General features: G+C 58.7%; 10 protein-coding genes and 1 pseudogene. 3 read left to right on the top strand and 8 right to left on the bottom strand.

Going from position 1 to position 14,602, the window contains the following annotated elements:
* Positions 1 to 193 precede the first annotated feature (193 nt).
* From ABSG47_RS09155 to ABSG47_RS09145, 3 genes are all read right to left on the bottom strand, one after another.
* Positions 194 to 1,003: a hypothetical protein gene (locus ABSG47_RS09155; RefSeq protein ID WP_424169078.1), complete on the bottom strand. Its 810-nt coding sequence runs from the start codon at positions 1,001 to 1,003 to the stop codon at positions 194 to 196.
* 126 nt (positions 1,004 to 1,129) lie between these two features.
* The gene (locus ABSG47_RS09150) at positions 1,130 to 2,608 is read right to left on the bottom strand and encodes an ATP-binding protein (protein WP_424169076.1); all 1,479 of its coding nucleotides are present in this window, start codon (positions 2,606 to 2,608) and stop codon (positions 1,130 to 1,132) included.
* A 158-nt stretch (positions 2,609 to 2,766) separates the two neighbouring features.
* On the bottom strand, positions 2,767 to 4,431 hold the full coding sequence (locus tag ABSG47_RS09145; protein ID WP_424169074.1) for an FAD-dependent oxidoreductase: 1,665 nt from the start codon (positions 4,429 to 4,431) through the stop codon (positions 2,767 to 2,769).
* Positions 4,432 to 4,809: 378 nt separating this feature from the next.
* On the opposite strand from ABSG47_RS09145, the gene ABSG47_RS09140 reads away from it, so the two are divergent.
* The gene (locus tag ABSG47_RS09140) at positions 4,810 to 5,493 is read left to right on the top strand and encodes a response regulator transcription factor (RefSeq protein ID WP_424169072.1); all 684 of its coding nucleotides are present in this window, start codon (positions 4,810 to 4,812) and stop codon (positions 5,491 to 5,493) included.
* A 51-nt stretch (positions 5,494 to 5,544) separates the two neighbouring features.
* Here ABSG47_RS09140 and pruA read toward each other — a convergent pair whose 3' ends face one another.
* Complete coding sequence (gene pruA, locus ABSG47_RS09135; protein WP_424169070.1) at positions 5,545 to 7,137, bottom strand: L-glutamate gamma-semialdehyde dehydrogenase; 1,593 nt, start codon at positions 7,135 to 7,137, stop codon at positions 5,545 to 5,547.
* A 315-nt stretch (positions 7,138 to 7,452) separates the two neighbouring features.
* Between pruA and ABSG47_RS09130 the strand changes: the two genes are divergently transcribed.
* On the top strand, positions 7,453 to 9,084 hold the full coding sequence (locus tag ABSG47_RS09130) for a DUF3300 domain-containing protein (RefSeq protein WP_424169068.1): 1,632 nt from the start codon (positions 7,453 to 7,455) through the stop codon (positions 9,082 to 9,084).
* Here ABSG47_RS09130 and ABSG47_RS09125 read toward each other — a convergent pair.
* The 4 genes from ABSG47_RS09125 to ABSG47_RS09110 form a co-directional block, all read right to left on the bottom strand.
* On the bottom strand, positions 9,046 to 9,390 hold the full coding sequence (locus tag ABSG47_RS09125; RefSeq protein ID WP_424169066.1) for a hypothetical protein: 345 nt from the start codon (positions 9,388 to 9,390) through the stop codon (positions 9,046 to 9,048). The two genes, ABSG47_RS09130 and ABSG47_RS09125, sit on opposite strands and share 39 nt — an antisense overlap.
* Before the next feature lie 378 nt (positions 9,391 to 9,768).
* Positions 9,769 to 10,140, bottom strand: a complete 372-nt coding sequence (locus ABSG47_RS09120) for a helix-turn-helix domain-containing protein (RefSeq protein WP_424169064.1) — start codon at positions 10,138 to 10,140, stop codon at positions 9,769 to 9,771.
* Complete coding sequence (locus ABSG47_RS09115) at positions 10,106 to 10,399, bottom strand: BrnT family toxin (RefSeq protein WP_424169062.1); 294 nt, start codon at positions 10,397 to 10,399, stop codon at positions 10,106 to 10,108. Before ABSG47_RS09115 ends, ABSG47_RS09120 begins: the two co-directional genes overlap by 35 nt.
* A gap of 37 nt (positions 10,400 to 10,436) precedes the next feature.
* Complete coding sequence (locus ABSG47_RS09110) at positions 10,437 to 13,967, bottom strand: glycosyltransferase (RefSeq protein ID WP_424169060.1); 3,531 nt, start codon at positions 13,965 to 13,967, stop codon at positions 10,437 to 10,439.
* 79 nt (positions 13,968 to 14,046) lie between these two features.
* Between ABSG47_RS09110 and ABSG47_RS09105 the strand changes: the two are divergent.
* Positions 14,047 to 14,602 (top strand): annotated as a pseudogene (locus tag ABSG47_RS09105) (hypothetical protein); the annotation flags it as partial.

Here is a 14,602-nt window from a genome sequence, read left to right as displayed (position 1 = left end):
TTCCACTGTGATGCGGACTCTTTGCCCTTTCCGCATCTATCGGCAGTTCCGGAAGTAACTTCAGGAGGGCGGGAACAAGGATAAGAACGGCTGAGAGATCGAGGGTTATTAGATAAAAACAAGAGATTTAGAAGGCTTTAAGTATTCTCTATTCGCAGCTTGGGGAGTGCCGCAAAAGCGTACATGCAGTGTGTCATTCTTGTGCGGCAAGGTTCTCCGGTTTTACGGAGTCTTCTGTGACTGGCGGGAACTCGGCGCTGAGGTTCTGCATGGAGATGTCGGTTTCGATCTTTTTCTGCCAGCGCGCAATGTCGCTGGCAGAGCGCTGGTAATTCTTGAGCGCTTTTTCTCCGCTAAGGCTGTCGGAAATCCAATGTTCCACGTTTTGATCTACTTGTATTCTGCCGTTCCAATATGGCATCGATAAGGGTTGCGTCTCGGAGTTGAGGGCGGCATAGAGGTATTTGTCGAAAATATCGCGCTCCTGCTTGAGCCGGTCCTTCGCCTGGTTTCTCAGAGTGGCGAAATCAGATGGGTCGGGATTTTCTATGTTGAATTTTTCAGACCAATAGTTAACGCTTGCGCGGATGCCATCGCGGCGTGCCTGAAGGGCGCGCACTGAGGCCTCATCTCCTTCATAACTACCATCGGTGAAGAGGATGGCGTCCACCTGCAATTCGCACGAAATCTCCTTTTCATTGACGATTTGCCCCGGCGTGCCTGGCATAATCCATCGACCGCCCGGCTCAATGCCGATCGAGTGCATCTGTTTTCCATCTGCAGCCTTCATATCGCCGGTCGTGATACCCGAGCTATCCAGAGCATCTTGATCGTGCCAAATCTTGCCGGGTGTAAATGCCTTGTTAGGGCACAGATGAAAAGAGCTGTAAGCTTCTATCGTCTTGTGCGAATCGTTCACAACCTCAGGACTGCGTGGGCTATACGGAGTTTCCAAATGCCAGCTCTGGGCGTTCATCGATGAAATTGCAATCAGCAGCGCCAAACCAAAGATGGAACAACGAGCTCCCTTTAGCGACATGGAGTCTCCTCTACAGATCATGCTCTGCGAGGCAATTTTCGCACAGACTCTATAGCGCTGGCTGTAGAAATTTTGAAATCGCAGGAGTGTTCAGGCTGTTGCGACTTGGACTGGCTGGGCTGCTTCGGCGGTAGCGGCCTGGCGAGGAAGGCGCACAACGAAGGAGGTGTTGCCGGGGCCGGATTCCACATCGATGCGTCCGCCGAAGACCTGTGTAATGATGCGGTGGACGATTTCGAGACCAAGGCCGGTGCCGGAGCCCTGCGGCTTGGTGGTGAAGAAGGCTTCGAAGATATGGGGCATGACGTCTTTGGGGATGCCGGAGCCGTGGTCGCCGATGGAGACAACGAGCCAGTCCGGCTCGGTCCACGTGGAGACTTCAATGGCGCCGTTCATGGGCGAGGCGTCAGCGGCGTTGTCGATGAGATTGGTCCAGACCTGGCTGAGCGCGGAGCCGCGGGTTTCGATGATGGACGGGGAGGCGTCAAAGCGCTTTTCTACCTTGATGTGCTTGATGCGGAGCTTGTGGCTGAGAATCGTGAGCGTGGACTGGATGCTGTCGTGGACATCGAGAGAACGGGAAGTAGCGCGGTCGTCCCATGCGAATTTCTTCACGGCCATGACGAGGTCCGTGACGCGGCCGATGCTCTCTTCAATAGCGCAGACCTGAGAGAAGCTGGAGACGAGCGAGCCGAGCCAGTTGAGCGCATTCGAGAAGGCTTGCGCGTCGAATGCCTGCTGGGCGCAGGCTAACTCCTCGGGATTAAAGCCCATTTCCACGAGCGAGGGACCGATGATGTATGCGTTTTCTACCTTGGCAGCTGCCAGCCACTCGGAGAGCGCTTCTTCTGCTTCAGATTGGTCGATGCTGCTCAGGGCCTGCAGGCGGCAGCTCCTGACGGCGTGCTCGAGAAGGGATTTCAGGCAGCCGATCTGCTCGGGGGTCTTGGGGTGCTCGGAGGCGCGGAGGCTCAGCTCCTGGAGTCGAACGAGGTTTTCACGGAGCGTGGCAGCGGCGCGCTTGGCAGCGGAGCCAGGATTGTTGAGCTCATGCATGAGACCGGCTGCAAGTGTGCCAAGGGTGACGAGCTTTTCGCGGTGCAGAGCTTCTACCTGGTAGGCCTGCAGACGGCTGTTCATGTCCCGGATAGCGACAGAACGGATCTCAGGGCAGCAGGCTAGAAGCTGCCAGAACTGCTCGCGAGTGAAGCGGACGGCCACGGAGTCTTCGTGAGCAACGATGTTAAAGGTGGCATAAGCTTTGCCCTGCATGAGGGCTGTTTCACCGCAGCCCTCGCCCGACGATATGAAGCCAACCACCGTGACAGTGCCGTCCTGTTCAAGGCGGTCGGCGCGGAGCTTGCCTTCAAGAACAATCAGATAGTAGATCTGCGAATCGCCGGACTTGACCAGCACGGTACCAGCAGGAACATGAAAGAGATCAATCCGATCGTCTCCGAATGTGGTGCAGAGACTGGACTGCGCGAAAGCGGGTATGCAGGCGATCCGGGGAGCGATCTCCCTTAACGCGACGTGTTCCGCCTGGATCGATTGGCTACCTTCACTCATCGGAGCTATCCCGCAATCCCCCATCTAAAAGTGATTCCGCTTTCTCGTAAATGATTCAGTTTCTTGGGGCATTTTTACGAGCTTCGCATAGTTTTTCGACCGAAAACGTAAAAATGTGATCCCGGAAACCGAAGGACCAATGACTTTGTTGGCACAGCTTAAAAGCCGGCCAGGTATTGATGGACAAACTGGATGGCGATAGAGCCTTCTCCGACCGCAGAGGCTACGCGCTTGACGGAGCCGTGGCGGACATCGCCGGCAACGAAGACGCCGGGAACACTGGATTCGAGCAGGAATGGCTCGCGCGCCTCCTTCCACTCCGGCGGCAGCTTGCCATCGATGCGCAGGTCGGGTCCGGCGAGGAGGAAGCCTTTGTCATCGCGGTGGACGGCGCTGGGCAGCCATTCGGTGCGCGGCGCCGCGCCGATGAAGACAAAGAGCGAGGTGGCGGGAACGACAGTTTCCCCTTCCGGTCCACTGAGGCGCAGCTGTTCCAGATGGTCTGTGCCGGTGACCTCGACGACCTGCGTATGCGGCTTGAGAACGATGTTGGGAGTTCGTTCGATTTCGTCGATGAGGTAGCGGGACATGGTGGCTCCGAGGCCGGGGCCGCGGACGAGCATGGTAACCCGGTTGGCATACTGGGAGAAATGCAGCGCAGCCTGTCCCGCAGAGTTGGCTCCGCCGACAAGATAGATATCCTCGCCCTTGCAGGAAGCCGCTTCTACCAGTGCCGCGCCATAGTAAATTCCGCAGCCGGTGAGATTGTCGCAGCCGGGTATATCGAGGCGGCGGTATTGAACGCCGGGGGCGAGCAAGACGACATGGGTGGAGACGGAGCGTCCATCGGCCATCTGGATTGTGCGGTACTGTCCCTCAATGCGCAGCCCGATGGCACTCTGGGTGACGAATTCGGCGCCGAAGCGCGTGGCCTGGATGAGCGCGCGGCGGCCCATATCGGCTCCGGTGATGCCGGCAGGAAAGCCGAGGTAATTTTCGATCCTGGAAGTTGTTCCGGCCTGGCCGCCCGGAGCCTGCGGCTCAATGACGAGGGTGCGGAGGCCCTCACTGGCGCCATACACCGCCGCGGCCAGGCCGGCGGGGCCAGCACCGACGACGACAAGATCATAGAACTCCTGGCTGGCCTGGACGCGGAGCCCGACACGCTCTGCCAGCGCTTCAGCAGTAGGAGCCATGACAGCGCTGCCGTCGGAAAAGAGGACGACCGGAAGCTGATCGGAGGTGAGGGATGTGGAATCGACGCCGCGTTCTTTAAGAAATGTGGTTGCTTCGTCACTGGCTACGTCCAGCCAGCGATAGGGGACGTGGTTCGAGGTGAGGAAAGAGCGCATCTGGTGGCCGCGCGGGCTCCAGCGATGGCCGATGACGCGGAGGCCTTCAAAACGCGGACGGTAGCCGGCTTTCCAATCGTCGAGCAGGTCGCTGAGAACCGGGTAGAGCTTTTCCTCGGGCGGATCCCAGGGCTTGGTGAGGTAGTAATGAATGCGCGCGGTGTTGATGGCCTGGATGGCGGCCTCAGTATCGGCGTAGGCGGTGAGCAGGACGCGGCGGGCGTCGGGATAGATGAGCCGGGCGCGCTCAAGGAACTCAACGCCGGTCATGCCGGGCATGCGCTGATCGCTGACGATGAGAGCGAGGGGTTCCTCTTTGGCCTTGACCTGTGCCAGAGTATCCAGCGCTGCCTGTCCGCTGGCTGCGCGCATGATCCGATACTCGTTGCCGTATTGACGGCGGAGATCCTGGACAACGGCTTCAAGCACATGTACGTCGTCGTCTACAGCAAGGAGTATTGGGCGTGCCATGCACAACAGTGTACAGGGCGCATGGGCGGCTCAGAGGGGTACATGCTGGCGGATGAAAGACGTGATAACGATTTTTGGTTGGCTCAGGGCAGTGTTCCTTGGTATCTTCCAAATAGAAACTTGGACCGGAGCGTTATCAATGGTACGGGGCGGAGGAGGGGGTTACTTCGCCGCTCGATGTGTATCAATTCGACGCAAGGCAGAGATTTCTGTGTGACAGTCGATACAAAGTGCAATAGGGGGCGCATCCGCTGTCAGCAACTGGTGGGCCGCAATTGGACCATTTCAGGCAGTCAGATGCGCGAGGGGACGCGATGAGTATGCCGAAAGCATGCCCCGTGAGCGCATACCCCAGGCACGTGGAATGAGACACACGTCATGACCAAGATCATACTTGCGGATTCACAGGCGATATTTCGAGCGGGCACGGCCAAGGTTCTTGCCATGGACGAGGATCTGCGCATCATCGCGCAATGCTCCGACATGGACCGGCTGCTTCATGCGATTGCGACATTTCCGGGTTCGGTGGTTCTGTTTTCAGCATCGCTTAAACCTGAGATGCCGCAACTGAGGAGAGCGCTGGAGGAAGCGGGCAGCCGCGGAGTGGTGATTGCGGAGAACAATGAGACTGCCTCGCAGTACATGCAGCAGGGATTCAAGGGCGTGGTCTTCCGTTCAGTGACAGGACATGCGCTGGTGGATTGCGTGCGGCGCGTGGCGGCGGGCAATACCTGGATTCCTCCGCAGCTTGTGGTTACTGAGGCGCATGATGAGGACGCGGTGGGACGGCGGGTACGCGACCGGCTCACGTTGAAGGAGATGCGGATTGTCGCGCTGATCGTACAGGGGTGCAAGAACCGCGAGATTGCCATGCGGCTGAAGACTACCGAGCAGGTGATCAAGAATTATCTGCGATCGATTTACGACAAGACAGGCGTAAGCGACCGGCTGGAGCTGGCGCTGTTTACGATTCACCATCGGGTGCTGGCGCAGGCCGCGGCCGAGGTGGGCAGCAAACTGGAAGCAGAAGCAGAGGAGCAGCAGTCTTCGGCGGTGGCGTAAAAGAGGGAAAAGGGAATAAAACAGCGCGCCGGAAGGCGCGCTGTTTTATTTTTAGATGCGATCTGCTACGGACTTGGCCTGGGTGAAGAGATAAAGGTAGTCCGGGCCGCCAGCTTTGGAGTCGGTTCCGCTCATGTTGAAGCCACCGAAGGGGTGCGCGCCGACCATTGCACCGGTACACTTGCGGTTGAAGTAGAGATTGCCGACGTGAAATTCACGGCGAGCGATGTCGAGGCGGGCTTTGTCGCCGGTGTAGAGCGCGCCGGTGAGGCCGTACTCGGTGTTATTGGCGACGGCCAGGCCTTCTTCAAAGCTGTTTACCTTGATGATGGCGAGGACGGGTCCGAAGATTTCTTCCTGTGAAAGCACTGCGTTGGGCTGGATATCGGAGAAGACTGTCGGCTCGATGAAATAGCCGCCCTCGGGAGTTTCGACGGCGTGACCGCCGGAGACGAGGCGTCCTTCCTGCTTGCCCTGCTCAATGTAGTCGAGAATCGATTCATACGCGGCCTTGTTGACTACGGGACCCATGTTGGGGTTTTCTGCCGGGTTGCCGATGGTGAGCTTTGCGACCTTCTCGCGGACGCGCTCAACGAAGACGTCGTAGATGGGCGCTTCCACGATGGCGCGGGAGCAGGCGGAGCACTTTTGGCCGCTGAAGCCGAAGGCCGAGGCGACGACGCCATCGACGGCTGCGTCGAGTTCGGCGTCGGCGCAGACGAGGATGGAATCCTTGCCGCCCATTTCGAGGATGGTGCGCTTGATCCAGATCTGGCCGGGCTGAGCTTTGGCGGCGCGCTCGTGAATGTCGAGGCCGACGGGCTTGGAGCCGGTGAAGGCGATGAAGCGGGTTTTGGGGTGCTGCACGATGGCGTTGCCGAAGGTGGCGCCGGAGCCGGGGCAGAAGTTGACGACGCCGGGCGGCAGGCCGGCCTCTTCGAGAACCTCAAAGAACCTGGCGGCGATGGTTGGCGAGTCGCTGGATGGCTTGAGAATGACTGTGTTGCCGGCGACGATGGCGGCTGCTGTCATGCCGGCCATGATGGCGAAGGGGAAGTTCCACGGCGGAATGACTGCGCCGACGCCGAGGGGAATGTAGAGGAGCTGGTTGCGCTCACCGGGATACTGGATGGGCGTGGTGGCCTGCGCGAGGCGAAGGGCTTCACGGGCGTAGAACTCAAGAAAATCAATGGTTTCGCCTACGTCGGCGTCGGCTTCGGCCCAATTTTTGCCGACCTCGTAGGTGAGCCAGGCGCAGAATTCGAAGTTGCGCTGGCGGATGATTGCGGCGGCGTTGAGGAGCAGCGAGGCGCGCTCTTCGACCGTGGTGCGGCTCCAGGTTTCGTAGGCGGCGAGCGCGGCGGTCATGGCCTGCTCGGCGTGTTCGAGGCCGGCCTTCTGGTGAATGCCGACGATCTGCGCGGGCCTGGCGGGATTGAGCGACTCGATTTTGCCTGAGGTGCTGAGGTGTTCGCCGCCGATGACGAGGTCGTACTCGCGGCCAAGCTGGAGGGCCACACGATCGAGCGCGGCGCGCATGGCGCGGGCGTTGTCAGGGGTTTTGAAGTCGACGAAAGGCTCATTGCGGAAGTCGCCCTGGGGCGAACGCGGCTGAATTGTGGTGGAGAGAGTTACGGTAGCCATAGCTTCTTGATTGTAGTCCGAAATGCCTGGAGCGGGGACAATGGACTGGCTGTGAAAAGACTGTAAACCGGCTGCGGAGCGCGGTGTCCAGGGCTGAATCTCCGCGATTTTCTTCCCTGAACGAAACTAATCGGGCGCGATAGGGTCTGGATTGACATTGCATTCATCTATGCGGCGAAACTGCCCGTGGATGAAGGGGACGTTAGTTTGTCACCGCTGCGTCCCCAAGATTGAATTGAGCCCTGTTTGATCCGCCAAGATGCGGACGGGCGAGGGAGGGTAGTGAGCGGCATAGCTGCGCTGCCTGGAGGAAGCATGAGTTCCCTTTTCCCGAAGATGCGCCTGTCTGGCGGCGTTCTGGTTGTTGCCTTGGTCTCTCTGGCGGCTGGTCCGCTGATGGCGCAGGGGTATCCGCCGCAAGGCGGCGGTTATGCTCAGCCGCAATACCCGCAGCAGCCTCAGTACCAGCAGCCGCAATATCCCCAGTCCCAGTATCCTCAGCAGCAGTATCCGCAGCCCCAGTATCCTCAGCCGCAGAATTATGCCGACCAGCAGGGGTATGTGCCTCAGCAGCAGCAAGGCTATGATCCGCAGGGTGCTTCGGCACAGGCGATGAGTCCGGACCAGTTGGAGCAGCTTGTGGCTCCGATTGCGCTCTATCCGGATGCGCTGGTGGCGCAGATTCTGGCTGGGGCGACGTATCCGGCGCAACTGGCGGCGGCTGATCAGTGGGTGCGCACGATGGGATACTCCAGCCCGGACCAGGTGGCTGCGGGGGCGAGCGCGCAGACGACGTGGGACCCGAGTATCAAGGCGTTGACGGCGTATCCGCAGGTGCTGGATATGCTGGCTGGAAACCTGCAGTGGTCCACGGCGCTGGGGAATGCTTATTACAACCAGCCGCAGGATGTATTGCAGACGGTGCAGGTGATGCGGATGCGGGCACAGCAGGCTGGAACGCTGACGAGCACTCCGCAGATGCAGGTGGTGCAGAATCCGGGGTACATTGCGCTGCAGCCGGTGAATCCCGACGTGGTGTATGTGCCGACGTATAACCCCTGGACTGTCTACGGCGCGCCGGTGCAGGCGTATCCGGGCTTCTCCTTTACGGGGATTTTGAGGACCCTGGCGGGCGCGTTTGCAGGTGGATGGGGCCATGGCGGGTATGGCGGCGGTGGTGGCTATGGCGGCGGCGGGTTGCAGTTTCTGGCAAGCTTTGCGCTGGGCGCGTTTAACCATACTCCCTTTGGGCTGGCTGCCTGGGGTCTGGACTGGCTATTCAATGCGCTGACCTTCCATCACTCGGATTACTACACGCATAGCGCGTCAGTGCGCGACTGGGGAATGCCGCACGGCGGACCGAGATATATGGCGCGAGCTTATCCGGCGTCGTATCAGTCGCAGCGGGCCGGGTTTGGCGGAGGGTATAACCACCAGGCGATTGCGGTGCATGGCGGCGCTGGCGTTGGCGGCGACAGGTTTGGCGGCAATACTGTTCGTCCGCAGGGATGGATGAACAACAACAGGCCGCAGCAGCCGGCATTCTCGCAACAGCCGGCGTTCAATCGCGCGCCGCAGACTGCGCGTCCGGATACATGGAATAGAGGGTCTGTGAGCAGCGGCTATGCGCCGCGGGCTTTGGCTCCGCAGGGTACGCGTGCGGCCTCGCCGAATGGATATATGGGCGGCTACGGGAATACGAGCAGGCCGGGGAATATGGCTTATGCGCGAACGCCTAGCTTTGGGCAGGACCGTGGTGGGGCGCAAGCGTACGGCGGCGGGCGCGCGAGCGGCGGCTTTGGCGGCGGCGGTTATAAGGAACCGAAGGGCCAATCGTTCAAGGAGCCGAAGTACAAGGAGCCCAAGATGGCGAAGATGCAGTCTTACAAGGCTCCGAAGGAAAGCCACTCAAGCGGGCATGGCGGCGGCGGTGGCCATCACCACTAAGGGTTGAACGGAGTTCAGACTGCGGTTGACTTGAGCACCACGGTGTTTACCATTTAAATAACAGAAGATGGTTACCAAAAAAATAAAACAATTTGCGCACAAGCCGCGCAGGTCATTGACGGGAAACAAGTTGACGGGTGTTTTCAACTGCAACAGTTTTGTTCGCTTTTTCTGCGCTTTTTGTTGATTTAAAGAGATTACGGGTTTTCTAAAAAAGAAGGCGGATGGTTTGTGCAAAACGAAGCGGCCTGATTCTGTAATGGAATCGGGCCGCTTTTCTTGTTGCTCATTATGAGCATGGCACAAAAGGGCGTAATTGCATGCAAATTATCTGAAGGAGGTTTTGCACGAAAGTAATGTACGAGGGACAAGGCTAAAGCCCAGAGACCTTATCAGCCGTATTTTCGGCACGACTCAAGTCGTGCCCTGTTACAAAACAATTCAAACTGAGCCTGTATCTCCGAACTTTATACCTTCGGGAGAGATGCTCTAACGATGAAAAACTAAAAAACTATGGGTGGGCCACCTGCCGGTTTTCAGGAAGGGCCCGGGGCTAAAGCCCCTCTTGAATACATTGGCCTTATTCGTGAGGCTGAAGCCTCACGCTCCCTCCGGAAAAGCGAAGATGGGGTTTTTCATCAGGCTGGGTGGATGAGAGTGGAAGCTCATTCGCCGTTTGTCTTCTCATGCAGCGCTGCCGAGCAGCTTTGCCACTGCTTCAGGGTCGCGCTCGATGATCTTCAGATACGCTCGCGCTGTAGCGTCCGGTCTCTTGCGGCGCTGTTCCCAATCGCGCAGTGTCCCGATGGGGATGCTATAGAGCGCAGCGAACTCCTCTTGCGTCATACCGAGCTTCGTGCGGAGCCTGAGGACGTTCACGATGGGAATAAAGCCCGGCTTTTCAAAAAAATTGATAGGGGCGGCGTCTGGATCGTCTGCGACCGCGGCAGCGATCTGCTCATCCGTGAATGAGTGAACATAGTCCCAATCGGTATCCGTTTCGATTGGCGGATCGCCGGGGTTATGCTCGACCGAAATAATAGGCTTCCTGCTCATGTTTCACCGCCTTTCTGACGGAGATGATACGGATTATTTCTTCACCGTCAGCGGAACAGATTCTTTCAACCGAAACGACCGCCAAGACGTCCTCCTTACCGAGACCGAGAGTAATCATTCGCTCTTCACTGTAGTCGAATCGATCATCAGGAGAACTAATTCCTCGAAGATCTTCAAGCGCGGGAATGCCGTCCTTAAGTCGCAATCCATGTTTGCGCTGATTCAGGACATCTTTCTGCGAGTCCCACTCGTAGCGCATGTCTGAATGGTACGGCTAAGCCGTAGTTGCGTCAAGATCAGCGTGTTTCGGTCAGCGCTTCGGTTTGTTTGCTCATTTTGGCGGTGCGTTCGAGTTTGTCCCAGTTGAAGGGCTTGCCGTCAATTGCGCGCCACAGGGTCTTGAACAGCACGACGGAGAAGAGCTGACGGTAGCTGAAGCGCTGCAGCCAGATGTGGAAGAGCAGCCATCCGTCGCCTTTGTTGGCGGGGTGACGGCGTTCGAGGCTGAAGGCGACGGCGGAGGTGATGAAGTCGATCATGAGGAAGGCCGCGAAGTAGGTAAGGAGCTTCATGAAATTGGCGGAGGAGGCGGCTTCCGGGTGGTAATGGCGGTCAATGAAGTAATGGAAGATGCCATAGACGAACATGATGTCAATGAAGGGCGAGACCAACGGCAGCAGCATCTGGAAGATGAGGATATTGGGCAGGGCGAAGAAGCCCATCGCGGCGTTTTTGGTGAAGGCGGCGCGGTGCTTCCATACGGCCTGGAGTGTTCCGAAGGACCAGCGGAAGCGTTGGCGCATGAGACCCTTGGCGTTGATGGGAGCTTCAGTGAAGGCGAGCGCGCGGTCTTCGTAATCGACGCGGAGGCCCTGTTCGAGGAGGCTCATGGTGAGGTCGGCGTCTTCCGCGACGGTGTTTTCCGGGTAGCCTCCGGCTTTTTTGACCGCTTCAGTACGCCATGCGCCGATGGCTCCGGGTACGACGGTGACGACGTGGAAGAGATCGAGCGCGCGGCGCTCAAAGTTCTGGCTGGTGATGTATTCGAGAGCCTGCCAGCGGGTCCAGAGGTTGACGCGGTTGCCGACCTTGGCGTTGCCGGCGACGGCGCCGATGCGGGGATCTTCAAAGTGGGGGATGAGCTTGCTGACGGCGTCGGCTGCGATGACGGTATCGGCGTCAATGCCGACGTAGAACTCTTCATCGACGAAGTTGAGCGCGAAATTGAGCGCGGCGGCTTTGCCTCCGTTGGGTTTTTCGAGGACGGTGACGTGGCCCGCGGCGATTTCGACTGCATAGGCTTCGCGGGCTACGTCAGAGGTGCGGTCCTTTGAACCGTCATCGATGACGATGACGCGCAGGTTGGCATAATCCGAGTTGAGCACGGAGCGGATGGTGCGAACGACGACCTTCTCCTCGTTATAAGAGGGGATGAGAACGGCGACGCGGGGGTTGAAGCCTGCGGAGGCTTTTTTATGCGGGCGGCGGAGGCGGTCAATGATGGCGAAGAGGCCGACGAGGATGAGACGGCCGCTCATGAGAATGTCGCCGAGGAAGAAGACCAGGACAATGAAGTTGGCGATGGCGGAGAGGGTTGTGAAGGCTGCAAGGTCAGGCAAGGTGCCGGCGCGCTGCCAGAAGGTGAGCCGCGGCATGACTTCCGCCGTGGTTTTGCCCATGAGCGCAGATACATTCACGATTTGATAGCCGTGGGCGCGCAGGGTGTCAATCATCACTGGCAGCGCGGCCACTGTTACGGAGCGGTCGCCGCCGCCGTCGTGCATGAGGATGATGGAGCCGCGGAACTGCGGCTTGACCTTCATGCGATTCAACTGATCGAGCACGGACTGGGCGATCTCCGCCGGCGTTTTGCGGATGCGTTCATCCCAGTCATTGGTGTCGATTTTGTTGCCGACGACGGTGAGGCCCAGTTGCTGAATGTGTACTACGGGCGCGGCCTGATCGTCGGTCTCCGGCTCTTCATCAATGTCATAGGGCGGACGGAAGTAAAGCGGCTGTATGCCCAGCCGCGCGGCAAAGAGGCGGTTGGTGAGCCTGACTTCAAGATCGAGCTGGCGTTGAGAGATTTCGCTGATGTCTGGATGCGTGAAGGTATGGTTGCCTATCTCGTTGCCTTCATCCACGATGCGCTGCATGACGCCCATGTTCTGCTGGGCTTCTTCCCCGATGAGCATGAAGGTGCCGTGGACGCCTTTGCTTTTGAGAACGTCGAGGATGCGGGGAGTCCACTTGGGATCGGGTCCATCGTCAAAGGAGATGGCTACCTGATTGGGATGGTAGCCGTACTGGCGGATGGTGTATTGAGTGGGGTAGACATCCATGTGCTCATCGACGAGGAGTTTTTTGCGTGGGTCGGGCTCGTCGGTATCGATCTCGACGGTGCGTTTGCCGGCTTTGGGCAGGCCGGTGACGTGGATGATCTCGCCGTCGCCTTCGGTATCGACATCGTGGCCGGGCGGGACGGTGTTGAGCGCGTTGAGCGAGTCCGGATTGCTGGGCTTGTCCCAGATGTTCCACAGGGTGCTGTCTTCTGCGCCGAGCCGCCAAAGGGCGAAGGTCTGCAGGCCTAGCTGACGCGCGCCACGCATCTCATTGAGGACGGTTACGCCATCGAGAAACCAGACGACGTGGCGGACGTTGCTGTCCTGGTCAATGTATTCAAAGTGGGGATTGAGGGTGTCGTAGTCGAGATCGAGATCGACGTTCGCATCGGAGGCGCGCTGCCAGACCTCAGAGTCCAAGAGATCATCCGTGGCAAGGACCTTGGGCTTGGCGGGTTTACTTCCTTTTTTTGCGGCGGCCGGAATGGACAGGGACCAGTCGTATCCGTAGTTGCCGATGGCGCAGATGACCTTTTCTTTGGGGACGACAGTAAGTACGTGCCGGAGATTGGCGATGAACCAGTCTTGCGCAGCGATGGGGCCGGGCTCGCTCTCGAGCTCGTGCTGGTCGTAATTCATCAGGATGATGCCGTCGGAGTTGGCGGCGAGCTGCTTGAAGAACCGATCCTGGAGTGAGACCGGCGCATTGACGTAAAGGCGAAGGTTGCGCGAGTGCAGATCGCGGTAAAGCTCCTGCACGAAGGTCATGTAAGCCGGAACCGCGGGCTCATTCAGGTTTTCAAAGTCCAGCGAGAGACCGTGATAGGTGGGCAGTGCGGTAAAAAACCGAACAAGCTGCTGGCGCAGTGCGGCGCGCTTGGCTGGATCGGCCAGCATGTCACCGATGGATGGATCCCATTGCTGGGTCTGCTCGTTGAAGTTATTGATATGCGGGAAGACTTCGGTGTCTTCGCGCGCTGCCTGAATGACGCGCTTGATCTTGTCCAGATCGTCAGGATCGTGGACAGTGTTGCCATCGATGACGCGATATTCGCGGGCATCCGTGCCAACAGCGTAAAGCACGGGATCGGGCGCGTTGACGTGCAGCCACTCCGGAAAGAGCATATCGATCTGGTGAATATGCTGCTTGAAAGACGAGTAGCTGGTGGCGTCGTCGGGGACGTAGTAAGCGGCACGCAGGCCTTCGCCGTTGTTGAGCGTGATCTGCGATGGTTTTTTTGTGGATTTGCGGCGGTTGGGCTGGCCAGAACGTGTGCCCCTCAACAGTGGAGTCCGGTCGCTGAGCGCCTTGTAGTTGTGCTTCTGATTGGGAAAAAAAAGCTCCGGCAGCGTCTGAACACGGAGGGTGTTGAAGATCACTCCGGCCACAATGATTGTGACGGCGACGGCGCTGGCGTCGAGAATGCGGCGCAGGCGCTTCCAGCGCTTGCGTTGTGGATCGTAAAAAATCTGCTTCTCGGGCATTTAAGGGGCCTGTTTCCGGTTCCGCTGCGGCGCTATCTCGATAAAGGTTCTAAGCTAATACACTATCAGTAGAAATCGTATGAAAGCTGCTTCCGGGAGTCAAACAGGCCAGGGCACGACAGAGGGGCGGTCTGGCCGCGTGAGGCCGCGTGCGGCCATGTGGATTGCGGCTGCGCTGGCTGCCGGCGCTGGGTTACGCTTCTGGTTTGTGGCGCAGTTCTTTGAGGTGACCGTGGATGGGCATCTCTATGCCAACCTGGCTAAGAATATTCTGCTACACGGGCAATACTCCATTGCAGATGGCAGCGGCGTGTTGCATCCTACGCTGATTCGCTTGCCGGGGTATCCGCTGTTTCTGGCTGCTTGCTTCCGGTTCTTTGGCGTGGACAAGTTTTTTCCGGCGGTGGTGGTGCAGATCTTCTGCGAGCTGGCAGGCTGCGTGATGCTGGCGCTGACGGCGCGGAGGATTTGTCCGGCTGGGTGGACGGATGCGGCGAGGTCGCGCGCTTTTTATGTGACGCTGTGGATTGCGGCGCTGTGTCCGTTTACTGCGAGCTATGCCGCGTCGCCGTTGACGGAGTCGCTGACGCTGTTCTGCATTACGGTAGCGATGTGGCTGACGGTGCGGTTTCAGG

The sequence above is a fragment of the Occallatibacter sp. genome, assembly GCF_049510455.1.
Taxonomy (GTDB): domain Bacteria; phylum Acidobacteriota; class Terriglobia; order Terriglobales; family Acidobacteriaceae; genus Telmatobacter.
This window is presented reverse-complemented; position numbering and strand designations above follow the sequence as displayed.

Coding starts and splice junctions, on each gene's coding strand:
- ABSG47_RS09150 (WP_424169076.1), bottom strand. CDS start 2,608: ATGAGTGAAGGTAGCCAATCGATCCAGGCGGAACACGTCGCGTTAAGG.
- ABSG47_RS09145 (WP_424169074.1), bottom strand. CDS start 4,431: ATGGCACGCCCAATACTCCTTGCTGTAGACGACGACGTACATGTGCTT.
- ABSG47_RS09140 (WP_424169072.1), top strand. CDS start 4,810: ATGACCAAGATCATACTTGCGGATTCACAGGCGATATTTCGAGCGGGC.
- pruA (WP_424169070.1), bottom strand. CDS start 7,137: ATGGCTACCGTAACTCTCTCCACCACAATTCAGCCGCGTTCGCCCCAG.
- ABSG47_RS09130 (WP_424169068.1), top strand. CDS start 7,453: ATGAGTTCCCTTTTCCCGAAGATGCGCCTGTCTGGCGGCGTTCTGGTT.
- ABSG47_RS09120 (WP_424169064.1), bottom strand. CDS start 10,140: ATGAGCAGGAAGCCTATTATTTCGGTCGAGCATAACCCCGGCGATCCG.
- ABSG47_RS09115 (WP_424169062.1), bottom strand. CDS start 10,399: ATGCGCTACGAGTGGGACTCGCAGAAAGATGTCCTGAATCAGCGCAAA.
- ABSG47_RS09110 (WP_424169060.1), bottom strand. CDS start 13,967: ATGCCCGAGAAGCAGATTTTTTACGATCCACAACGCAAGCGCTGGAAG.